Origin of the sequence: Yersinia enterocolitica, from assembly GCA_002082245.2 — a bacterium.
Taxonomy (GTDB): Bacteria; Pseudomonadota; Gammaproteobacteria; order Enterobacterales; family Enterobacteriaceae; genus Yersinia; species Yersinia enterocolitica_E.
This window is the reverse complement of sequence record NBTC02000002.1, coordinates 2,946,954-2,968,008: the sequence shown is the minus strand read 5'-3', so window position 1 is coordinate 2,968,008 and position 21,055 is coordinate 2,946,954. Positions and strand designations below refer to the sequence as shown.

The following is a 21,055-nucleotide window of genomic DNA, read 5'->3' as shown; positions in this document are numbered from 1 at the left end:
TCATTCGGGCTGATTTATTCGCTGCTTGGAGTTGGGCATTGATATTTGTAGGCCCCCTATCGATGAGCGACAGATAGGGGGTTTTTATTTGTGTCTATCATCAATAAAACACCAGTGACATTATTCATTTAGTCCTAAGCGGTATGACCAATGGATAAGCTCAGCGACTTTGTGCACATCCAGTTTTTTCATCATATTAAGGCGGTGGGTTTCTACGGTTTTTTGGCTGATAGAAAGGTGAACCGCGATAATACGATTACAAGCACCCTCGGTAATCAGTTTTAGGATCTGTCGTTCTCGTGGTGTTAGTACTGGTTGGCTGGCATCGCTACCTTGTGCCAGTTTATTAACCAGAGAACTATTGAGTGCGGGATCAATATAGCGTTTACCCACCGCCACCGTTTGAATGGCGGCCAGCAGAATTTGCTGTGGGCTTTTTTTCAGAACATAACCTAGCGCGCCACTGCTTAACGTTTTGCTGGCGTGATGTTCCTCATGACGGGCTGTTAATGCCAGAATCCTCATCGTCGGCCAGCGGCGAAGCAGTTGAATAATGACATCAAGGCCATCCATGCCAGGCAATCCGAGATCTATAATCGCAATGTCTGGTTCTGTCTGGCGGCATAAATTGTATACATCCAGCCCATTATCAGCTTGGCCAACAATTTGATAACGTGGATAAGCTGCCAACATATTTTTAATACCATTAATGATTAGTTCATGATCGTCGACAATCAGTAATTTCGTATTCATAAAGTTATTCCCTTTACCTGATGATTGAAATGGTGTCGCGGGGCTCCCGCGGTTGAAACAGAAAATGGATTATCTCGTCGAGGTGATCGATATCTTGCTGTGTAATGAGTTCATGATTTTCGACTGCTATTTCCAGCTGAATCACAGCGTCTTGTAACTCAATAAGGCCCGCTTGCCCGGCACAGCCTTTTAAGGTGTGAAGCTGGTGCGATAACGTGGGGGTATGGGTGAGAGACTCTCTCACTTGCTGCACTAATAGTTGCAATGATTGTAATAGTTTAAGGCGCAATGAGCTGTCAGCCAGATTCAATAGTGGCCTCGGTGTTGATAACTGGGGAGAGAGAGTGACCCCGCGTTCGAGCTGGAATTGTGCGGTCAGATCCAGTACTTCTGCCAGTTGGCTGAAAGTTACTGGTTTAGAGAGATAATGATTCATCCCCGCCTGACTGGCCCTTATCTTTTCCTCAGGATTGGTATTGGCACTTAATGCCGTAATCATGCAGCGATTATCCTGGTTGGTCGCATCATCACGCCAATAGCGGGTTGTTGCCAGCCCATCCATACCTGGCATACGAATATCCATCAGCACCAGATCAAAACGCTGCGTTTGGCCGAGGCGTAGTGCGATTTCGCCACTCTCTGCCAGAGTCACTTGATGCCCCAATTGGCGCAGCATCATGCCGGTGATATCTCGATTGGTTTCAGCATCATCGACTAACAATATGGTCATATGCCAAGGTTGTAGTGGGAGAGCATGTGGTATCTCTTGCTGAGATGAGGCGGGCTGCTTCTCTCCGTTAAGATGCTTTTTAACGTTGCTATATAAGCGACCGGGTAGGTAGCACAGCTCTTTATCGTTAAAGGGGGTCTGCGGCAGGTGTACTGATTGATTACCTTCTGGCGGGCAGGTTATCCCCCACGAAGATAATTGAGCATGTAATGGCTGTGGTGCACATATTTCACCTTTAAACGGTTTGAGCACTATTATCCCACAAAATGGCAGACTTAATGAGAAGCGACTACCGTGGTCTGGTAGGCTAAAAAGTGTAATATTCCCCCCCATCATTCTTGCCAGATTATCTGCAATAGTTAGTCCCAACCCCGTTCCCTGCCCGTGCTCATGGGTCTGGACAAAAGGGTGGAATATCTCTTGTTGAAGCTGCAAATCAATACCACAGCCGGTATCTTCAACAGTGAAGCAGAGCTGCTGGCCCTTACGGACTACATTGAGCCTAATATGGCCACATTGCGTGAATTTAACGGCATTGCCCAATAAGTTAACCAGAATCTGCTTTAAGCGTTGTTTGTCCAACTCCAGTTCCAGCGGCACATCCGAACTGACGTAAGTAGAGAGGGTGATGGCTTTACTCAAGGCCTGGCTATGAATAGTTAACATGGCCTGATCCAATAAGGGCAATAAGGCGGTTTTCTCTTGAGACAAGGCCATTTGCCCCGACTCAATACGTGAAAAATCCAACAGGTTGTTAACTATCATCAGTAAAGAATGTGAGCACTGGCGAGCGGTCTCGGCCAACCGATATTGCTCGCAGGTCAGTGGGGTATTTTGTAATAACTCAACCGCACCTAGCGTGCCATTTAAAGGGGTACGAATTTCATGACTGATAGTGGTTAGATGGACACTCTTACGGCGATTAGCCTGTTCGGCCAGCTGTTTTGATTTTGCCAGTGCCAGCGTGCGTTCCTTTACTTTCATTTCAAGGGTGTCGTACTGCTCATTCAAGGTGTCTAGCAAGTTGTTATAAGCACGAGCAATCTGCCCTAACTCATCCATGCGTTTCACTGGTAAACGCGGCTCCATCGCTTGTGGGCCGGTGGCACCAATAATATTGATGAAGTTCCATAGGGGAATAGCGAGGTAATATCGCAGTAATAAAGAGAGCACTAACGTGAGCAGCAGCAAAATAGCCAGTGCAAAGGGGAGTTGATGTAATGCGGGTTTGGCCGCTTCCCAGGCAAAACCGACGCGGGGATAAATAACTAACTGTTGCCAACCGGGGCCTTTTAACTGGGTTCTTAATACCAAATAATCAGGTGTTTGTTGCCAACCATCATGTAAATTTCGGTCTTTTAGCTGGCGAAGAATCTCATGTAACTGATGCGAAGGTATATTTTGCTGAGATATCGGTAACAACTCGCCACTCTTATCCAACCATAAATTAATATCTCTCTGTTCAACTGGCTGATTATCCGTCACCAACTCATTCAGTTTTAATGAGAATCCAGCTAATGAACCGGCGTGGTCACATGCGGCAACAGAAACATGCCAGCCTCGTTGTGGGCTATAAGTCGGCATCCCCCAAAAAATATTGTCATGGGTAGGAAATATTGGCAGTAAAAGTAATTCTTTACGTCGCTGGTTCAAATAGTTATTTGATACCGCCTGTGGTCTGAATATGGTAATACCTTCTTTGTTTTTAATCGTGAAACTGTCGAGATAATAAGTTTGACCAGAAGTTCCATATGCCTGAGCGATGCGAAGGTCATGTCTGGATTGGATGGCATTACACATTCCTGAACTAAAAGGAATATTGTCGCTCGGATCATCATCTGTATGTCTAATAGGCAATCGCCAGGTGGCTTGGTAACTTGTCTGGCGACTTATCAATGCGGTTGCGTCCCGTTCTGCGCCTTCAAATTGGTAATTACTTAAATCTGCGCGTAATGATGCCATGTGGGTTAATTCATTCACCAAACGTTGGCGTGTATCCTCATATGAGAAGAATGCCATGGCCGCAATTGAAATAAGCCATATGGCCATTAAGGTCATGCCCAGTAATAGTGTCAATCGAGTGACGAGTGATGATGAATTTTCCATAAAGTCACCTGACTGTTTTTTTTAGTACGCCACAGCCAAAATTTGATATCAAGAAATACACTGATTTCATTACTGCTCGTTATAGATTCATTTAGTTCTGTAAAAAGAGTAAATCAGGGTTTTACCTTATAACGAATATTTAATTACGGAGGATAATTAAATCGTACTGATGCAGGAGTTACCGCCGATGCTTGAAATGTTGAAGAGACAACCCTTAGTTAACGACATTGATTTATCAGATATTAATATTGTTCAATTCACGTTGAAGGGAATTCCTGCCAAAGCGATGGATTACCATCATTCTATTTGTATTGGTGTTTTTTTTATTGAGAGAAAAATGATATCCAATACTGTTATTCGATATATTGCACTTATGCTGGTGGCGCTGGAGAATACGCAGGATTTTGCTTTACAGTTTAACGATGGCAATTGGTGGTTATGGGGGCGATATACACTTGATAATAGCGAGAGGATCGCCGGTGAGAATCAAGATCTCTCGATGAAATTAGAACAAATTCATGCCGTTATTCAGCATTTAAGTGGCTTGGTAGCCACATTGAGTACTTCCCAAACAAACGTCTTAACCAAACCGAAGAAGCATGTCAGCAAGGCTATCTCATGAAAGAACTTGCCAGTTTAATATTACTGTTTTCAGTGTCACTGGCCCATGGACAAGCTATTCCCTGGCAAGGAGAGCCTTTCTTTATTTATAGCCGGGGTATGAGTGTATCTAACCTATTAAAAGATTTAGGGATGAATTATGGCATCCCGGTAGTCATTAGCCCGGAAATAAACGAACACTTTAGTGGGAAAATTCGCGACAAAACACCAGAAGCAATCCTGTCTAAATTAGCCGGTCTATACAATCTTACCTGGTACTATGATGGTGAAATACTCTATTTTTACAAAGCTCAAGCCATCCGAAGGGAATTTATATCGCCAGATGGATTATCAACGACAACTTTAATCAAATATCTACAACATAGCGGAGTAGCCGCAGGAAAAAACTGTGCGATAAAGGCTATTTCTCGTCTGGATGCTATTGAGGTTACAGGTGTTCCTATCTGTATTGAACGGGTGACGACATTGAGCAAAATGCTTTCGTCTCAAGCCCGTAAGCAAAACCAAAATAAAGAAACAGTGAAAGTCTTCCTGCTAAAATATGCCTCTGCGGCTGACTCTAATTATCAGTATCGTGATCAGCAAGTTAAATTACCGGGCTTAGTCAGCGTATTGCGCGAGATGAGTCAGGGCAATAGTCTGCCTTTAGTTGCAGGAAAAGAACAAGATGAGGCGCATACCAGCATGCCTCTTTTCTCGGCTGATCCTCGGCAAAACGCAGTTATTATCCGTGATCGTCAGGTCAATATGCCGGTCTATCGTAGTTTGATCGCCCAGTTGGATCAGCGGCCAGTTCAAATAGAAATATCAGTGACCATTATTGATGTTGATGCCGGAGATATTAGCCAGCTTGGTATCGATTGGTCCGCATCTACTTCCATTGGTGGCGCGGGTATCTCGTTTAATAGTAATTCGGGGAAAAATAGTGCTGATGGTTTCTCCACTGTAATTGGTGATACTGGGAACTTTATGGTTCGCTTGAATGCGTTACAAAAGAATTCACGTGCCAGAGTCTTATCACGCCCTTCGGTGGTCACCCTAAATAATATTCAGGCGGTACTGGATAAAAACGTAACGTTTTATACTAAGTTGCAAGGCGATAAAGTGGCAAAACTTGAATCGATCACCTCTGGGTCATTATTGCGAGTGACACCGAGAATGATTGATGCCGATGGTGTAAAAGAAGTTTTGCTTAATCTTAACATTCAGGATGGGCAACAGCAGGCGCCAATAAGCAGTAGTGAACCGTTGCCGGAAATACAAAATTCAGATATCTCAACGCAAGCCACGTTGCGTGTTGGGCAAAGTCTGTTATTGGGTGGCTTCATCCAGGATAAACAAATTGAGTCGCAAAACAAAATACCGCTACTGGGCGATATTCCATTATTAGGTGGGTTATTTCGCAGCACTGATAAGCAATCTCACAGTGTTGTCAGGTTATTTCTGATCAAAGCTGTACCGGTTAATACAGGGGAATAGCATGGCAGTACGGTTTAAACTCCGCCTGTTAAATGGTGAACTTAATGGGCGTGAGCTGATGTTACCTGAGGGGGAGTTTACGCTAGGGGGTCAGCAGTGCGACGTATTATTACCCTTACTTCAGGGGCAAATATTGACCTTGAGAATAAGTGATGAGCACATAACTTTGCAGACATCTGGGGATGTCTGGGTTAAGGGGGAGCGGTATGATTTACAACAGAAACTCCCACTCGGACAGGCGATTGAAACCGGGGGATTAATCTTGGTTGTTGGTGAGGCGGGCGATAATTTAAGTGATATTCATTATATCCCTCGCGCTCGGCCACGCTTATTACTCTGCTTATCTGTACTGGCATTTATCCTATTGTTACTGCTATCGGTAGTTATATTCTGGTTTATACAGCAGCCAAAAGCGCTACTGGCTTATCTTCCTCCTGATATTCCAACACAACTCTCAGAGCAGTTAAAGCAACCCGCTTTACAGGGGATAAAAGAAAACTGGTTATTAGATGGCAGTGTTGTTTTGAGTGGTCACTGTAGCTCATCACCCGCAGTGATTAAGTTGCAGAATTTCCTGGTTCTTAACCGTATTGTTTTTCGTAATCAATTAGTCTGTGATGACCATCTGCTCAGTAGCGTCAAGGATGTATTACACCAGTATGGCTATCAGGATATAGAGGTCGACACGGGGAAACATCCAGGGCATATCACAATCCATGGTGCTATTGAAATGGGGGGGCAATGGTTAAAAGTTCAGGAAACACTGGCGACAGTGGCTGGGTTAAAGGGCTGGGCGGTTATTAATAGCCATGATGGGCAAATTGCGCAATTAGTTGAGCGCTTGAGGGAACTGGGGTTATTAGGCTATCTCAGTATGGCGCAAAGTAATAAGGAAATCATTATCAGCGGTATATTGTCGCTCAGCCAACAACAACAACTGATGGAAATGTTGACAGCATTGGCCCGGCAACAACCGGACTTTCTGGCGGTGAGGTATCAGAATATTCCCACGTCAGATCAAACTGCTCAGCTTCTTCCCGCTGCAATTGTCAGCTATGGCGGAAATAAATTTTCAGGATTCGTGCAATTAGCTAATGGATTACGCTTACAGCAAGGGACGGTACTGGCGAATGGCTATAAAGTTATTTTTATTGGAGAGCAAGGCATATCATTACTAAAATCTAACAATTTAATCCATATACCCATGAATTTTTAAGGATTAGGAGATCAACGAGTGTCGCATATTACTGAACTGGAAGATGCTATTAAATATGACGAGAAAAAAACACAACAGAAGAATGCGTTGTTGGAAAATGGGAGGTTATTAATTTCACAACAATTGTCTCTACAGCAAACACCTGATAATTATAAAACTCTTAACAATATGATGCTGGCCCTAAGTAGTGCGGGGAAAATAATAGCAACACTGTCAACTCGCTATGGAAATTAAAAAACAATCATCATGCCATTTTATGGAAAAAATGGAATAAATATAAAAGACAGATGCTTTTTAGTGAGACAAAATAATATTATATATTTATCAGTGCATCAGGAAATTCAATATGAATGATAATGATTCTATTCAGAGCATGTTAGGGGACCTACACAGTCGGTATAGTAAATTACTGTCTGATCTAGGGAAGTTGAAAGGATTCCAGCAACAAATCGAATTACTGAAAGAAAAAGCCAAAAATGACAGTAAAGCAAGAGAGAGGTTAATTCGCTTGAATGAAGCCTTTCCGAATGGTTTAAATCAAGAAAAAGCACAAATGGTGGTATCTATTGCAAACATGAAAGTACAGTTTAAACAACTGGAGACGCAGCTCAGAAATATAAGTTCAGGTGAGGCAATGTAGTTAATCTCTTCCTGAAATATCATTATTATCTTGAGTTAAGGAGTATTTCTATGGTCGCGAACACTGGTGTAAATAAATCAGACAACACTTCCTCGTATGTTAACCAATCTTCCAATAATGAATTTAATTTTTCCGTTTTGGAAAATAAATTTAATAGTCTTCACAACAATATTAATAATGTTGGCAGTAATCTGAGTAATAATCTAAGTGAGCATGCTGATATTTTCAGTATGGGATTGAGTGCCTTTTATGAGTACCTGGACGTACTTGAATCACTTGCCAGAAGTGCCTATGACGCTATGCACACCCGATCAAAATATGCCAATGATATACAGGATAACGCTAATCAGGTTGATTCCGTAATTGCCGAAGCGGCTAAAGGTGACGATAAAACAACCAAGCCGCTACCGGATTCAGTTATCGAGTTTATGCGGGAGCATGGCATCAAAGTTGATAAGATGAGTATTGATGAGTATTTAAAGAAGAATGGGCCAGAACTGGATAAAGGACAATTACAGGCAGTAAAAGCGGCATTAGATAATGAAAAGACCCGCGCGTCAGATACCATGACTCAAGAACAATTACAGTTACAGAAGTTTATGCAAAGTTATAACGTTAATGTTAATAACATCAGTACATTGCAGACAGGTTTAAAAGATATATTAACGACGATTGCCCGCAATCTTTGTTAACCAAGTTATGGCCGTAAGGATGATTCGATATGAATATTGAACCTACTGATCAACTTATTAATTTTATGCGACGTGGCGGTTCTCTGCGTATGTTGGCAAATATGTCAGAGCAAGACTTGACGTTAATATATGAATATAGCGTACAACTTTGTCACGGCGGAGAATATGACAGCGCAAAAAAACTGTTAAATATATTGATTCGTTTCGACCATTGGAATTTTGCTTATTGGTTAACATTAGGTTCGTGTTATCAACAAACCGGGGATTGCCATCAGGCGATTTATTGCTTCAGCCGCGCGGGGCAAATTCAGGTCGATGACCCTCGTCCATCTTGTTTCGCTGGGGAATGTTATTCCGCTTGCGGCAATACTATTTATGCTGAAAAAGCATTCCGTGCCGCATTGAACTGGTGCCATGCTCACCCTGAGCAGGCTCAAGTCCGCCAGCAAGCTGAACGGGGACTGGCGGCATTATTACTGGAGGTGAGACATGCCTAATAGTATTGCATTTAAAGCCGACACACAGACTGATTGGGCACTGGCTGCCGCAGGTAAAAGCACACCTTTGGCACCGGCGAAAATGCCAGATTGGTGGGCAATTTCCGGGTTGTCACCCTCGGCGGATATGAATATGACGTCACCCAAGGTGACGCAGCAAAAAGCCCAGGCCGCCTTGGATCGCCTGCTGGTCGCCTTACCCCGTTCCGGCGCCAAAGCAGGGGACAGTGGCCGGCTTTCCCTTGATCAGTTGGGCAGTACAGATATGCAGCTTATCCTCTCGATGGCTGGCAACCTGAGCCTGGTTTTTTTTTCTGATTCCTGTAAGTCAATCCGCCAGCAGATGGAGCGGGCGACGGATGTGCAGACTTTTTTACGCGATAAACGGGTTAATGAGTATCAGCAACAGATTGATAAAGCAGTTCAGCAAGCGGATAAAGCTCACAAGGCTGGTATTTTCAACATGGTGCTTGATTGGGCCATCGGCTTAGCCGAGATAGTTTACGGTGCGATTAAGGTCTCTGCCGGGGTATTAACCGGGGATCCGGTGGCAATGGCTTCCGGGGTCGCATATTTGGCGGCGGGGACCGCCGGTTTGGTTAAAGCCGCCGCCGAAACGGCGATGCTGGCTGGAGCCTCAAAAGAGAAATGTCAGGAAGTTATTGATGTTGCAGGTAAAGTTCAACTCGGTTGTGAATGCTTTGCTATGGCAATCGACCTGTTTCAAGCCGCCCGCGCGATTAATGCCGCTCGAGCGGTGACCAAAGGGGCGGGTGATGTGCTAAAAGCGGGCGGAGCTGATGCGTTGACCGAAGCGATGAAGAATCTAAGTCAACAAAAAGTGCAACAGTTAACTGAACAGTTCGCCAAGAATGCCTGTAAGCAGATAACTGAAACGGAAATGGCCTTGATGCACAATATCAGCAACTCTTTTACCCACGCTGGCGTTGAAAAACTGGTGGGCGATGTGACGAAAGATCTGGTTAAAACCGCGATTAAGAAAGGCACTACGCTCACTGCGGAACAATTTACTCGCCAATGTACCAAGAAAATTATGAAGGAGATGGTTAAGAAAATAATAAAAGATATCAGCCTCTCACCATTAAATATAATGCAAAAAGTTACTCAAGGGTTAGTGCAGGTTAATAGTGGCCAGTTGGCGATCCAAAATGGAGGGCTGCAAAAAGAAATTGAAAAATTGATGCTTGATCAAGACTTCACGCAGTTTATGGATCAATGGGTTGAGCGGAATAAACAGCAGCAAAGTAAACAACTCAAAGATATCTCTCAGAGCGCACAAGACACATTGGAGAAATTAAGCGATAACATCCATCAAAGCGGCATGCTACAAACGAGAGTGGCAGGTTCATTAATATAATGAGGTTATAATGAATACACCTATCAGCCAGGACATAAAAATAAACGACAAAGCCCTACAGGCTGTCGATGATGATGGGAAATTAGATAATAATATTGGCAATATCATTAGTGATATCTCCGATATTATTTCCCAAATGTATGCATTATTTAAAAAAATGCGTGATTTACTGAGTGCCTATGGTGGGAAACAATTCTAACTTCTATTTAATATCAAAGCTACTGCTATGAAAAATCAACGCGAAGCTATCGATAAAACAGCATCAGCGGCCATCGCCAGCGGAGTTTGCTCCATGCTATCCGGTATATTTAGCGGCGTCGGTGCTGGAGCAGGCGACCGGTGGGGCGGTATTGGTGGGCATATTAGTAATGCTACTGGGCAATCTATTATCGGTATTGGGAAACTGGCCGAGGGTGATAAAGCCCGTGCTGCGGAAACCTTGCGCATGGCGAGTATTCTGCAAAGCTCTAGCTCTGATAGTTATTCAAAAAATTCCAATGAAATACAGGATAAAATAGTAGAGCTAAGGCAAGCATTCAAGGAATTTGGCAATACCTTGACTAACCTAATAAACCATATTTCCATGGCGGTGAAATTATGATATATGAAATTTAACTCTCAGTGCATTGAGCAATACTTACTCAGTAAAGGCTGTGTGACTCAAGCAGCCTTTTTCGAAAATAGCCCTATAAAATTAGGGCGTGAGTTTTTATTTGATGCATATCGGGTAATCTACCGTATTGAACAGCATGAATTAATTATTTGTTCTTTGGAGATTTCCACTGAAAAAAATACGACGGGGAATTTTTTGGCATTATTTAATTTCCTGCTCCATTTAGGTGAGGAAATTACTGATATATCGATAGTCAGGATGCTGATTATTAATAATGTCGCTAATCAGCCGTTGCGGTTGATCCGCAGTAGACTTATTCGAATATTAATAGTTAAAGGAGCATTCAGTAAAAATATCGATGGTAATGATTGGCTACTATTTGATGTCAGTACGGGGAAATAGAATTAAGGAGGCCCAATGGACGATTTTTCTGCCGATGATTTCCAGTCCCTGTGTGTAAAGATAAATAGTGTATTGAAAGAACAGAATATTATTCAGTACCCAATGAGTGATTTTAAGCAGCAACCTGATCCGCAGGAAGTAGAAACGCGCTATACACGGGGTTATCAGGCCTGGCTGGCAGATGACTATACTGCTGCGATTAGCGATTTTTCTTGGCTTACACTCTGTTGCCCCTTAGTGTCACGGTTTCATCTGGCTTTGGCCGCAGCTCTGCAAATGCAGCAAGAATATGCTCTGGCGCTGAGTGCTTATGCCGCCGCGCTATTACTGGATGCAAATGATCCTGAACCGGTATATCAAATGGCGGTTTGTTTACGCGCGCTGGATAAAGGGGCTGATGCCAGAGAAGCATTACAAACCGCCATTGAAATGAGTTATCTGAACCCTGAGTATGCGTCTACAGCAACGAAAGCCAATCGATTATTGAATGAAATATAAATGAAATAATACGAATGTTATGGCCAATATTTAAAAGGGGATAGCGATGGATGGCATAGACAATATTAATTGTGTTAATGATTTATCTGAGCCTAATGCGGTAGTTAAACCGAATATCGAGGGGAGACCCTCTATTAGCCCCCCTGAAGCATTAGCAAATGACTTTCTGAACAACACTGTTCCGAATGCTAAGGACAAAATAATTGAAATTTTTGTGACTCAAAAAGATATTGTTATTAAAGAGCATGAAATCAGCGTTAAGTTAGCCAAAAAACAGTTTTTCATCAATGTGATTGAGTTGACGGTTTCTCTGGCTTCATTTGTTGTCAGTGTTGGCATGAGTATTTGCAGTGGCGGGGCGGCGACCCCGGTTGCCATAATTACTGGGGTGAACTTAATGTTATCACTGTCTAACCTGGCATGCGCCTACCATAACTGGAATTGTGCCAGTAAAAATAAAGAGGGGCTAACCATGGGCAGTGATGCAATTCAGCAAGCTGCCTTTATGCTCGCTAAATCCTGTGGTGTTTCATCCGATAATTGCAAAAAAATCGCGCGCTACACATCGTTCTTTATTCGTGTTGGTATCGTGGCCTCTTTAGCAGGTATAGGGCTACTAACGCACCCGGTCGTTACCAACAGTTTATGTTTACTTGCTAAAAACTATAATCCAATAGTGGCCTCTATAACCAGTATTATTACTGCCGGTGCGCTAGGTGTGTGGATAAGTAATGATCATGATCAGAAAAAAGAAATAGAGGGTATTTTAAGGAGTAATGAGCTGGAAGCAAATGAAATACTAATAACAACTCATGCTGAGGGGGCTGCATATCGAAAAATCGGTATCATCAAGGATAATGTACAAACAAATTTCGCTTAGGGTGAATGCCGGATAGTCTCTTTAGTGTTATTTGTTAACCTTGTATAAGGTTAATTACTCTCTAAGGGATATGATGAAATCAATACAGTTTATTTTATTTCGGCAAGAGGGAACATTACGTAGCAACGGAGAATGTTATACCGTACCTGCGGGGAATTTGGTTGTTACCCACGAGTTGGCTACGGTATCTTCTTTCTCACAGAGCACTTTTATTTCAATATTGTGTCATTCGATAGATCTTTTACCTATATATCAAAACTTAGCCAGTAAAATGGTGCAGTCGAATAAATTTCGCTTACCCCATAAAATATCTGATCACTACAAAATATTGCCAGCAAATAAAGATGTTATTCACGCAACTGAACAGTTAATTGATATTGAGCGCTCAGCATCATTACGCTTTCTTTACCTGTATTGTTTAGGTCTGGATTCAGTTTATTTCTCCAGATTGTTGGAATCAATTGTGGGTACCAATAATGAGTTACTGGAGTTTTTTGAACAAAATCGCCTCAATCCCTGGACGGTATCGCGCTATGCCGATGAATTAGGTATTTCCACCCGTAAATTGAATTTTCTGTTTTACGAAAAATTCGGTATGTCTGCAAAGCAGTGGTTACTGGATCAGCGTTTGAAAAAAGGCTGTGAATTGCTGTTATCTACACAGCTACGCGTGGCAGATATCGCCATGGAATGCGGTTTTAGCAATCACGCACATTTTTCTGATAGCTTCCGTCGCCGTTTTCAGCAGTGCCCATCGCATATGCGGTCACTTATGGAATAGGGAGGTTTGATGGATATAAACGCATTAATGAACGAAATGACGAATAGCATTAATAAGATAAGTCAGGACTTTCAAAACCAGATGGCGGCCGGTAATCCCTCTGATCCTGAACATATGCTCAAGATGCAATTTGCCATGCAGCAGTATTCGTCTTACATCAACTTTAGCAGTGCGCTGATGAAGAATATTAAAGATATGACCAGTGGGATTATTGCCAAAATATGATCTTACTTTCAGCACAATGTCGCCAGTTGGTGGTTGAAGCCGCCTTGGCCGGGGTGAATCACAGCCTACAGGCTGAAGCCCAAAATATCCTTAATGTGTTACCCCAACTGATACCGGACCCTCAGGTACGTTTGGTCTGCGAGGCAATGCTGCTATTCGGACTTAATGACAGAGTGGCAGCGCTGGCGTTACTGGCAACATCCGCATCTGAAGATGCGCAGGCCATGTTGGCGTTGCTACAACAAGGGATCTCTGCTGCTGACTCAACGTCATTGGCGTTGCCGATAACAACGCGGCAGCCTCTGGTACTAAAGGCATAACACCGCAACGGTATAAAATTGCTTATCAACAAGGAGATCATTAGATGGAAATTGATGCCATTCAGGCTGCTTCAATGTTGAATACCCCCCTTCAGCCAGCGGCCGGTGAGCTGCAACAAATCGCCAAATTTACGCAGTTAATGCAACAGGCGGAACCTGGCACGGCAATGATGTCGCCATCCCAATTATTGGGCGTTCAGTCGCAATGGATGTACGCCACATTAGCAGTAGATTTAACGGCTAAAGTGGCCGGTGTTCTCGGGCAGAACATCAATAAACTGGTCAATATGCAATGAAGCACCTGCGGCGTGCGATAGCGCTCTTGCTGGTGGTGATCTCCCTTTCAGGCTGTGGTATGGAGCTATATAGCGGGCTTTCTGAGGGGGAGGCCAACCAGATGCTGGCGTTGCTGATGTTGCACCAGATTAAAGCCGAAAAGCAGTCCGAGAAAGGCGGGACGGTAGGGCTGAGTGTCGATAAAAGTCAGTTTATTAATGCAGTGGAACTGCTACGACAAAATGGTTTTCCGCGCCAGAAATTTACGACCGTGGATACGTTGTTTCCGTCGAACCAGCTCGTGACATCACCTGGCCAAGAGCAGGCCAAGATGGTCTATTTGAAAGAACAGCAGTTGGAAAGCATGTTGAGCCATATGGATGGGGTGATTCATGCCGATGTGACCATTGCCATGCCAGCGCCGACCGACGGGAAAAGCAGTGTTCCCCACGCCGCCTCAGTGTTTATCAAGTATTCCCCCGAGGTCAATTTACAAAGCTATCAGCCACAAATTAAAAATCTGATCCGCGATGGTATCCCCGGTATCGATTACTCACAGATTAGTGTGGTGATGCAGCCTGCCAATTATCGGTTTATCGCCGCTGAGCCACACCAGCACGCTGAGGCACAACTGAGCTTGCAATGGCTATTACGCCACGCCGGTGCGATACAGATAGCGTTAGGGCTGGTGTTGGTGCTGCTGGCTGGGTTGTCAACGGTGTGTTTATTACGCTATTTGCGCCGATAAATCGCTAATGGAAGGGGAAAGGGATGATATTACCGTTAACCGCTGATATCCGGCATTTGCATCAGTTAGCCTGGCGACCCGCACAGTTTGCCCATCCTCTATGGTTGGCAGCGATGGGAATTAAAACAGAGAACTACTGTTATGGCCGCAGTAAAGCGCTGGACAGAGTGTTGGATAATGCGCTAATTCAGCAACGAAAATTCCCACAGCAAGCCCTGCCTGCGGTGCTGAGCAAGCCGCAGCGAGAGCGAATGGCAAGCTATCCGCGCTTATCTGCCCACTGTCTGGCGCTGGGGTTGGTTCATTTACAATGTGGTGATTATTTGCGCCTACGGCGTTATCGCGAGAGGCTTTCGCCGCTGTTGGATGAGGCTGATATTCAACAACTCATTGGTATGGGATATCAGGGTCACCTGCCTGCCAGCTTAAGCTCACAGCATCTGCCCATGGTTGCCTTACGTCTGGGGCATAGCCTGGCACATCAGGTACGCCACGATGATGTGGTTTGGCGTGCAATCTCTATCTCATTACCTCCTCAGCCCCGTGCGTTATTTTTGTCCCAGGCCTTCTCTTTTGCGGTTGACGGTTGGTTAACCCGACTGGAGCGTTTGCTGTGAACCCTTTTCATCTCAGGATAGAGAAGTTTGATTATTCGCTGCCAGCGGGGCGAGTCATTGCGGCGGTTCAGTTACAGGAAATGGCGCAGAGTCGCGATATTTTGTCTGCTGCTCGGGTGCAGGCAGCCGAGATTGTGCAAGCAGCGCAGGATGAGTGCCGCGTGTTGTTGGCGCAAGCACGGCAACAAGCAGACATGCTGATGGTTAAAGCGCGGAGTCAAATAGAAGCTGAGGTGGTGGCGCAACATGTTGGCTGGCTAGTGGCGGCGGAGCAATTGGAGGCATCCTTGATTACACAAGCCCGTCAGCAGATTCTGGCAGCGATTACGGCGGTGGTAACTGCCTGGGCCGGTCAGCAATCTGTGGAACAGATTTTGATTCATCGGCTGGGGGCGCAAGTGGAGAAAATGGCGCACGATGAAAAGTTGCTCTTACAGGTTCACCCGCAGCATCTGCCTGCCGTGGTCTCTGCTCTGGGTGAACGGGTGCAGTGTGTGGGGGATGAGAGCATGCCTGAAGATACCGCCCGCTTAGGTTCGCCAATGCTGCAAGTCAGCCTTTCTCTGCGTAGCCATTTGGCGCAACTTATCCTTTGGCTACAGGAGCCAGCTCATGATTAGTGCCAATAATGTGTCAGAGACCTTGGCAGTTCACGGCTCTGAGCAACATGTGGGGAAGGCTCATGGCGAAGTAACCCCCGCACACTCAGTCATGGAATTGGCCAGCATTGAATTATCTGAAGTGAGACAAACCGCGCTGGAAGAGACGATGGAAGAGATCGGGCTGAGTCTCGGCTCCCGTTTGAAAGATCAAAAATCCATTGAGGCTGAGGAGCGTAATCTGCGCCGCCAACAGCTATTGGTGAAGTTGATAACCCAGCTCTCCGGTAGCAACGATATGCTGTTTTCACAGAACATTCCGCTTGATGTGGATATTGTTTCGCTTGCCAATAAGCTTCGACAGGGTGAGCTATCGGCAGGGCAGCAAGTGTTACTGTTGGCCGCCATGCTGGCACACAGCAAAAATAATCCATTACGCCGCCGCAGCTTATCGCAACTACTTGGCCCACTACTTGAGCGTGAAGGCTGGGAGGTTGAGCTATTTGGTCTGTTGGAGCTAGGCGCAGAGGGTAGCCGCTCGCTGGGAGCCGTCAAACAGTTGTTTCAGCAAAGTATTCATCAAAGTGAATTGTCGCTGGCGGAGTGGTTTACCCGGGTGAGTCGTTGGCCACAGCGCCAGCAACGTGTTCGGGTACTCATGCGTGCCGTCGCGTTTGATTTGTCCTGTCGGCCGTTCGCTCAATACGGTGAGCGTTTGTCCGCGACACTCCACCAGTTGCGCCGTTTGCTGATGTTTCTCGGGTTGGAAGACCATTGCAGCCAGGTGGGGAATGTCTGTGGCGTGGCAGGAGATATGATTCTGAACGAGGTACTGGCAGTGGTGGGGCAACCCTGGTTATTCAGTAGCTGGTTGCAGCCACGAATTGAAGCGATTACCGGTTCGGATGCAAAAGCACAGCGAGGATTCATTCGTCGGTTTTATGAGTTGTTTAAATTGATGCCAGTGGATTGTTTCAATGATCAGGAACAACAAGCACAAATTTTAGCCACCTTGCTGGAGATATGACTTTTCGTTTCAGGCGAACCCCCGATGGTTGATAAGGCATTAGCTGCTTATTCTTTTCATTGTTTATTCTCGTCATTTTTCAACTTGCAGGTGTGCTGGCTGCGCTCACGACCCGACCCGGCCACAACCGATTTGTCTCTTGCTTGCCGCCGGCCTGAATTTTGAAATCTATTATGTATAGCGAAAAGTTGCATCAAAAGGACATTGGTTATGGAGATGGATTTAGTTGTTACCCGTAACCTTCAATTGTTTATCCGCATGGCGGAATTGCCCTGCTCGGCTATCACCTCTCGCATGCAGTGGCAGATAGAAAAACGGATTATTTTCCTTGAGTGGCGAGCATCAAGGTTACTGCTCACTTGCGGTTTACAACAACGGCACTACAACCATGATGATCTGCTGCGGCTCCAGCAATGCTGGCGGCTTGAGCGATTTAATGGCGTGCCACAGCGTATCTACTTACTGAAAATGGGTATTATGGTCAGTTGCTCCCCGCCAGCATTGTCCGATGCTGAGTTTTGGTATCAGCTCTACCGGCAGCAGTGTGCCTTGCTGTGCCGACTGCCGGGAGCATGTCCATGAGGCAATCGGCGTTGATACGTGGCTTGCTGATGATAACTGCGCGGCAGGATATTTTTCTGGCGATCATGCTGTTGGTAGCGATCTTTATGATGATCCTGCCTCTGCCAACCGTGTTGGTAGATCTGCTGATTGCGATCAATCTGGCTTTCTCAGTCATCCTGCTAATGATCTCGATTTACCTGCGCGATCCCCTCGAATTCTCGGTTTTCCCGTCGTTATTGCTGATTACCACGCTCTATCGCTTGGCGCTGACTATCAGTACTACGCGCTTAGTGCTGCTCCAGCATGATGCCGGTGAAATTGTCGAGGCATTCGGTCAGTTTGTGGTTGGCGGTAATCTGGCTGTGGGGTTGATCATTTTTACTATTATCACCGTGGTCCAGTTTATCGTGATTACCAAAGGCTCAGAGCGAGTGGCAGAGGTCAGCGCCCGTTTCTCGCTTGATGGCATGCCCGGTAAGCAAATGAGTATTGATGGTGATATGCGGGCGGGCGTGATTGATGCGGCCGAGGCTGGGCGGCTAAGGGAGAGGGTGCAAAGAGAGAGCCGGTTGTTTGGGGCGATGGACGGCGCGATGAAGTTCGTTAAAGGCGATGCTATTGCCGGGATTATTGTCATTCTGGTGAATATTATTGGCGGCATCACCATCGGTGTGCTGCAACATAATATGTCGGCGGAACAGGCGATGATCACCTATGCGGTGCTCTCGGTTGGCGATGGGCTATGTGCCCAAATCCCATCGTTACTTATCTCCATTACTGCTGGGATTATCGTGACCCGCGTTCCTGGCGGCGATAAGCAGAGTTTGGCTAAAGATCTGGCGGTACAAGTGGGGCGTCAGCCAGATGCTTTATGGTTAGCCGCCGCCATCCTGACTGTTTTTGCTTTGTTACCCGGTTTTCCATTCCTGATCTTTATCATACTGGCGGCGCTGGTGGCCGCGCCTGCCTTTTTACTCTATCGCAAGAATCAGTCAATACGGCACAGAGGTACGGTAACGGGGGCTGGTGACAGTGGCTTATCTGCGGACCATGCAATGACACCAGGTGCGATACCTTTGATGTTGCATTGTGCGACCAACCTGGATTATCCCGAGTTGGCCCGAGATATTGATAGCTTGCGTTGGCGCTGGTTTGAGCATCTTGGCGTGCCATTGCCGGAGGTGGAGATCCGCAGTGATCCTACCTTGATTGAGAACAGCCTATCGATCCGGGTCTATCAGGAGCAAGTGCTGGAACTGACATTACCATCAGATGATTTGCTACTGACTCAGCCCAGTGCCCAGCTAGAGACGCGCAGCCAAAGGTTAGGCAGCAGAATGGGCACTTTTGAGTGGTTAGCTGCAGATCAGGGCAGCCATGCCAGCATCTTGGGCATCCCATATGTACAAGGGCATAAACGTATTATCTCTTGCCTGACACGGGTATTTGAGCGACATACGGCTGAATTTATTGGTGTGCAGGAAACCCGTTATCTGATGGATGCGATGGAAGGGCGTTACGGGGAATTAGTGAAAGAACTACAGCGCCAGATGCCGCTGGGCAAAGTCGCGGAGATACTGCAACGGCTAGTGGAGGAGGATGTGTCGATCCGGGATTTGCGCGCCATTTTCGGCGCGCTGGTGGTCTGGGCACCGAAAGAGAAAGACAGTGTCATGTTAACCGAGTACGTGCGCATCGCCTTACGCCGCCATGTGTGTCGCCGGTTCAGTAAAAACAGCGTCTGGTTACCGGTATTGCGGCTGGGAGAGGGGGCTGAGAACTTGATTCGTGAATCTATTCGCCAAACCTCTGCGGGTGCTTACTCGGCGTTAGCCGATAAACACTCACGCTTGATCCTCGACAAGATAAAAGCCGCTGTTGCACAAAACAGTGATGTTGTCCTGCTGACCGCCATCGATGTACGGCGTTTTCTGCGCAAAATAGTTGAGCGGGATATTTTCACGCTGCCGGTACTTTCCTGGCAGGAATTGGGTGATGAGATGAATATCAAGGTGGCAGGCACTATTGAGTTGATTGGTGATGAACTTGATGAAGCTGCCTGATAGTCCAACACTAAGTGCTCAGTTGCATCAGCAATTGCGCTTATCGTCTCTGCCGCCGGATGGTATCGCCTATCGCGGGCCAATACTGGATGTTGGCCCAACCCTATTACGCGCCAATCTGCCCGGTGTGGCGCTGGGGGAGTTATGCCGTATTGCGTCACCGGACATGCTGGCCGAAGTGGTCGCTATTGAACAACAGACCGCGTTGCTATCGCCATTCGCCTCTTCAGCCGGTTTGCGCAGCGGTCAGTGGGTGTCACCACTTGGGCATACCCACCGTGTCAAGGTGGGGCCATCACTGGTTGGGCGGGTTTTGGATGGTTTGGGGGTCGCCATGGATGGCGGCCCTCCGGTTATCGGGCATTGGCGTGAGTTGGATTGCCAACCCCCGGAGCCACTAACCCGCCAGCCGATTCGGCAAATACTGACCACCGGGATCCGGGCCATTGATGGCGTATTGAGCTGCGGTGAGGGGCAGCGAGTCGGTATTTTTGCGGCGGCAGGGGGCGGGAAAAGTAGCTTGCTGAGTATGCTCTGTGCGGGCAGCAATGCGGATGTCATGGTGTTGGCGTTAATTGGTGAACGTGGCCGTGAAGTGCGGGAGTTTCTTGACCAGGTGCTCACCCCTGAAACCCGTGCTCGCACCGTAGTGGTAGTCGCAACCTCTGATCGTCCGGCTCTGGAGCGGTTGAAGGGTATTTATACTGCTACTACCGTGGCCGAATACTTCCGTGAGCGCGGGTTGAAAGTGTTGTTAATGGTGGATTCGCTAACCCGCTATGCCAGAGCGGCTCGAGAAATAGGGCTGGCGGCCGGTGAACTGCCTGCGGCGGGCAGCTTCCCTCCCAGCGTCTTTGCGGCATTACCCCGCTTATTGGAACGGGCCGGTAACAGTGAATGCGGCAGTATCACCGCTTTTTACACCGTACTGGTGGAAGGGGACGATATGAATGAGCCGGTGGCTGATGAGGTGCGTTCGCTGTTGGATGGGCACATTGTGCTATCCCGCCGACTGGCCGGTGCCGGGCACTATCCGGCTATCGATATCGCCGCCAGTGTTAGCCGTATCATGCCGCAAATCGTCACGGTAGAACATCTGGCGCTGGCACAGAAATTGCGCCAAATACAAGCCTGCTATCAAGAGATCGAACTGTTGGTTCGCGTGGGTGAATATCAGGCGGGGCAAGACCCGCAGGCTGATGACGCACTGCAACGTTACCCGAAGGTCTGCGCCTTTTTGCAACAGGAGAACGCCTTATCGTGCCATTCCGACGCCGTCAGCCTCAACCACACCTTGGAACAACTCGGCCAAATAATCAATTGAACCACC

Annotated in this window: 24 protein-coding genes and 1 pseudogene; 23 read left to right on the top strand and 2 right to left on the bottom strand. The window is 46.4% G+C overall.

What is annotated here, in order from left to right; translation table 11 throughout:
• Positions 1–120: 120 nt before the first annotated feature.
• Both A6J66_015060 and A6J66_015055 read right to left on the bottom strand, forming a co-directional pair.
• On the bottom strand, positions 121–753 hold the full coding sequence (locus tag A6J66_015060) for a DNA-binding response regulator (GenBank protein ID PNM25383.1): 633 nt from the start codon (positions 751–753) through the stop codon (positions 121–123).
• 13 nt (positions 754–766) lie between these two features.
• Complete coding sequence (locus A6J66_015055) at positions 767–3,589, bottom strand: hybrid sensor histidine kinase/response regulator (protein ID PNM25382.1); 2,823 nt, start codon at positions 3,587–3,589, stop codon at positions 767–769.
• Positions 3,590–3,776: 187 nt separating this feature from the next.
• Here A6J66_015055 and A6J66_015050 point away from each other — a divergent pair, with 187 nt between their 5' ends.
• From A6J66_015050 to A6J66_014940, 23 genes and pseudogenes are all read left to right on the top strand, one after another.
• Positions 3,777–4,211 carry a hypothetical protein gene (locus tag A6J66_015050; protein PNM25381.1) on the top strand — a complete coding sequence of 145 codons (435 nt, stop codon included), beginning with the start codon at positions 3,777–3,779 and terminating at the stop codon, positions 4,209–4,211.
• Positions 4,208–5,689 (top strand): EscC/YscC/HrcC family type III secretion system outer membrane ring protein, encoded by a 1,482-nt coding sequence (locus A6J66_015045; GenBank protein ID PNM25380.1) that lies wholly within the window; start codon positions 4,208–4,210, stop codon positions 5,687–5,689. The genes A6J66_015050 and A6J66_015045 overlap by 4 nt, the downstream gene beginning before the upstream one ends.
• 1 nt (position 5,690) lies before the next feature.
• A complete protein-coding gene (locus A6J66_015040; protein PNM25379.1) occupies positions 5,691–6,905 on the top strand; it encodes an EscD/YscD/HrpQ family type III secretion system inner membrane ring protein in 1,215 nt (404 codons plus the stop codon).
• Positions 6,906–6,923: 18 nt separating this feature from the next.
• On the top strand, positions 6,924–7,139 hold the full coding sequence (locus A6J66_015035; protein ID PNM25378.1) for an EscE/YscE/SsaE family type III secretion system needle protein co-chaperone: 216 nt from the start codon (positions 6,924–6,926) through the stop codon (positions 7,137–7,139).
• Positions 7,140–7,251: 112 nt separating this feature from the next.
• Positions 7,252–7,545 carry a chromosome partitioning protein ParA gene (locus A6J66_015030; protein ID PNM25377.1) on the top strand — a complete coding sequence of 98 codons (294 nt, stop codon included), beginning with the start codon at positions 7,252–7,254 and terminating at the stop codon, positions 7,543–7,545.
• A gap of 50 nt (positions 7,546–7,595) precedes the next feature.
• The gene (locus tag A6J66_015025) at positions 7,596–8,237 is read left to right on the top strand and encodes a chemotaxis protein (protein PNM25376.1); all 642 of its coding nucleotides are present in this window, start codon (positions 7,596–7,598) and stop codon (positions 8,235–8,237) included.
• 29 nt (positions 8,238–8,266) lie between these two features.
• Positions 8,267–8,734: a CesD/SycD/LcrH family type III secretion system chaperone gene (locus A6J66_015020; GenBank protein ID PNM25375.1), complete on the top strand. Its 468-nt coding sequence runs from the start codon at positions 8,267–8,269 to the stop codon at positions 8,732–8,734.
• Positions 8,727–10,112: a pathogenicity island 2 effector protein SseC gene (locus tag A6J66_015015; GenBank protein ID PNM25374.1), complete on the top strand. Its 1,386-nt coding sequence runs from the start codon at positions 8,727–8,729 to the stop codon at positions 10,110–10,112. Before A6J66_015020 ends, A6J66_015015 begins: the two co-directional genes overlap by 8 nt.
• A gap of 10 nt (positions 10,113–10,122) precedes the next feature.
• Positions 10,123–10,713 (top strand): annotated as a pseudogene (locus tag A6J66_015010) (chemotaxis protein).
• A gap of 3 nt (positions 10,714–10,716) precedes the next feature.
• Positions 10,717–11,127, top strand: coding sequence for a pathogenicity island 2 effector protein SseE (locus A6J66_015005; protein ID PNM25373.1), 411 nt, complete (start codon positions 10,717–10,719; stop codon positions 11,125–11,127).
• 15 nt (positions 11,128–11,142) lie between these two features.
• Positions 11,143–11,625: a CesD/SycD/LcrH family type III secretion system chaperone gene (locus A6J66_015000; protein ID PNM25372.1), complete on the top strand. Its 483-nt coding sequence runs from the start codon at positions 11,143–11,145 to the stop codon at positions 11,623–11,625.
• A gap of 46 nt (positions 11,626–11,671) precedes the next feature.
• Complete coding sequence (locus tag A6J66_014995; GenBank protein PNM25371.1) at positions 11,672–12,505, top strand: hypothetical protein; 834 nt, start codon at positions 11,672–11,674, stop codon at positions 12,503–12,505.
• A 73-nt stretch (positions 12,506–12,578) separates the two neighbouring features.
• Positions 12,579–13,286, top strand: coding sequence for an AraC family transcriptional regulator (locus A6J66_014990; GenBank protein PNM25370.1), 708 nt, complete (start codon positions 12,579–12,581; stop codon positions 13,284–13,286).
• A gap of 9 nt (positions 13,287–13,295) precedes the next feature.
• On the top strand, positions 13,296–13,511 hold the full coding sequence (locus A6J66_014985) for an EscF/YscF/HrpA family type III secretion system needle major subunit (GenBank protein PNM25369.1): 216 nt from the start codon (positions 13,296–13,298) through the stop codon (positions 13,509–13,511).
• Positions 13,508–13,831: an EscG/YscG/SsaH family type III secretion system needle protein co-chaperone gene (locus A6J66_014980; GenBank protein PNM25368.1), complete on the top strand. Its 324-nt coding sequence runs from the start codon at positions 13,508–13,510 to the stop codon at positions 13,829–13,831. The genes A6J66_014985 and A6J66_014980 overlap by 4 nt, the downstream gene beginning before the upstream one ends.
• Before the next feature lie 44 nt (positions 13,832–13,875).
• Positions 13,876–14,127 (top strand): EscI/YscI/HrpB family type III secretion system inner rod protein, encoded by a 252-nt coding sequence (locus A6J66_014975; GenBank protein ID PNM25367.1) that lies wholly within the window; start codon positions 13,876–13,878, stop codon positions 14,125–14,127.
• Positions 14,124–14,855 (top strand): EscJ/YscJ/HrcJ family type III secretion inner membrane ring protein SsaJ, encoded by a 732-nt coding sequence (locus A6J66_014970; GenBank protein ID PNM25366.1) that lies wholly within the window; start codon positions 14,124–14,126, stop codon positions 14,853–14,855. Before A6J66_014975 ends, A6J66_014970 begins: the two co-directional genes overlap by 4 nt.
• 23 nt (positions 14,856–14,878) lie before the next feature.
• Positions 14,879–15,472: a hypothetical protein gene (locus A6J66_014965; GenBank protein ID PNM25365.1), complete on the top strand. Its 594-nt coding sequence runs from the start codon at positions 14,879–14,881 to the stop codon at positions 15,470–15,472.
• The gene (locus A6J66_014960; GenBank protein ID PNM25364.1) at positions 15,469–16,092 is read left to right on the top strand and encodes an HrpE/YscL family type III secretion apparatus protein; all 624 of its coding nucleotides are present in this window, start codon (positions 15,469–15,471) and stop codon (positions 16,090–16,092) included. The genes A6J66_014965 and A6J66_014960 overlap by 4 nt, the downstream gene beginning before the upstream one ends.
• A complete protein-coding gene (locus A6J66_014955) occupies positions 16,085–17,098 on the top strand; it encodes a TyeA family type III secretion system gatekeeper subunit (protein PNM25363.1) in 1,014 nt (337 codons plus the stop codon). Before A6J66_014960 ends, A6J66_014955 begins: the two co-directional genes overlap by 8 nt.
• 210 nt (positions 17,099–17,308) lie before the next feature.
• The gene (locus tag A6J66_014950) at positions 17,309–17,680 is read left to right on the top strand and encodes a type III secretion system protein (GenBank protein PNM25362.1); all 372 of its coding nucleotides are present in this window, start codon (positions 17,309–17,311) and stop codon (positions 17,678–17,680) included.
• Positions 17,677–19,725 carry an EscV/YscV/HrcV family type III secretion system export apparatus protein gene (locus tag A6J66_014945; GenBank protein ID PNM25361.1) on the top strand — a complete coding sequence of 683 codons (2,049 nt, stop codon included), beginning with the start codon at positions 17,677–17,679 and terminating at the stop codon, positions 19,723–19,725. The genes A6J66_014950 and A6J66_014945 overlap by 4 nt, the downstream gene beginning before the upstream one ends.
• The gene (locus tag A6J66_014940) at positions 19,712–21,049 is read left to right on the top strand and encodes a FliI/YscN family ATPase (GenBank protein ID PNM27029.1); all 1,338 of its coding nucleotides are present in this window, start codon (positions 19,712–19,714) and stop codon (positions 21,047–21,049) included. The genes A6J66_014945 and A6J66_014940 overlap by 14 nt, the downstream gene beginning before the upstream one ends.
• Positions 21,050–21,055 lie beyond the last annotated feature (6 nt).

What these genes read in the sequence shown, in the direction of transcription:
- A6J66_014990 (PNM25370.1), top strand. Translation starts at nt 12,579, where the DNA reads ATGAAATCAATACAGTTTATTTTATTTCGGCAAGAGGGAACATTACGT.
- A6J66_015045 (PNM25380.1), top strand. Translation starts at nt 4,208, where the DNA reads ATGAAAGAACTTGCCAGTTTAATATTACTGTTTTCAGTGTCACTGGCC.
- A6J66_015040 (PNM25379.1), top strand. Translation starts at nt 5,691, where the DNA reads ATGGCAGTACGGTTTAAACTCCGCCTGTTAAATGGTGAACTTAATGGG.
- A6J66_014945 (PNM25361.1), top strand. Translation starts at nt 17,677, where the DNA reads ATGAGGCAATCGGCGTTGATACGTGGCTTGCTGATGATAACTGCGCGG.
- A6J66_015005 (PNM25373.1), top strand. Translation starts at nt 10,717, where the DNA reads ATGAAATTTAACTCTCAGTGCATTGAGCAATACTTACTCAGTAAAGGC.
- A6J66_014975 (PNM25367.1), top strand. Translation starts at nt 13,876, where the DNA reads ATGGAAATTGATGCCATTCAGGCTGCTTCAATGTTGAATACCCCCCTT.
- A6J66_014955 (PNM25363.1), top strand. Translation starts at nt 16,085, where the DNA reads ATGATTAGTGCCAATAATGTGTCAGAGACCTTGGCAGTTCACGGCTCT.
- A6J66_014965 (PNM25365.1), top strand. Translation starts at nt 14,879, where the DNA reads ATGATATTACCGTTAACCGCTGATATCCGGCATTTGCATCAGTTAGCC.
- A6J66_014985 (PNM25369.1), top strand. Translation starts at nt 13,296, where the DNA reads ATGGATATAAACGCATTAATGAACGAAATGACGAATAGCATTAATAAG.
- A6J66_014995 (PNM25371.1), top strand. Translation starts at nt 11,672, where the DNA reads ATGGATGGCATAGACAATATTAATTGTGTTAATGATTTATCTGAGCCT.
- A6J66_014950 (PNM25362.1), top strand. Translation starts at nt 17,309, where the DNA reads ATGGAGATGGATTTAGTTGTTACCCGTAACCTTCAATTGTTTATCCGC.
- A6J66_015015 (PNM25374.1), top strand. Translation starts at nt 8,727, where the DNA reads ATGCCTAATAGTATTGCATTTAAAGCCGACACACAGACTGATTGGGCA.
- A6J66_015055 (PNM25382.1), bottom strand. Translation starts at nt 3,589, where the DNA reads ATGGAAAATTCATCATCACTCGTCACTCGATTGACACTATTACTGGGC.
- A6J66_015000 (PNM25372.1), top strand. Translation starts at nt 11,143, where the DNA reads ATGGACGATTTTTCTGCCGATGATTTCCAGTCCCTGTGTGTAAAGATA.
- A6J66_014980 (PNM25368.1), top strand. Translation starts at nt 13,508, where the DNA reads ATGATCTTACTTTCAGCACAATGTCGCCAGTTGGTGGTTGAAGCCGCC.
- A6J66_015060 (PNM25383.1), bottom strand. Translation starts at nt 753, where the DNA reads ATGAATACGAAATTACTGATTGTCGACGATCATGAACTAATCATTAAT.
- A6J66_014940 (PNM27029.1), top strand. Translation starts at nt 19,712, where the DNA reads ATGAAGCTGCCTGATAGTCCAACACTAAGTGCTCAGTTGCATCAGCAA.
- A6J66_015050 (PNM25381.1), top strand. Translation starts at nt 3,777, where the DNA reads ATGCTTGAAATGTTGAAGAGACAACCCTTAGTTAACGACATTGATTTA.
- A6J66_015030 (PNM25377.1), top strand. Translation starts at nt 7,252, where the DNA reads ATGAATGATAATGATTCTATTCAGAGCATGTTAGGGGACCTACACAGT.
- A6J66_015025 (PNM25376.1), top strand. Translation starts at nt 7,596, where the DNA reads ATGGTCGCGAACACTGGTGTAAATAAATCAGACAACACTTCCTCGTAT.
- A6J66_014970 (PNM25366.1), top strand. Translation starts at nt 14,124, where the DNA reads ATGAAGCACCTGCGGCGTGCGATAGCGCTCTTGCTGGTGGTGATCTCC.
- A6J66_015020 (PNM25375.1), top strand. Translation starts at nt 8,267, where the DNA reads ATGAATATTGAACCTACTGATCAACTTATTAATTTTATGCGACGTGGC.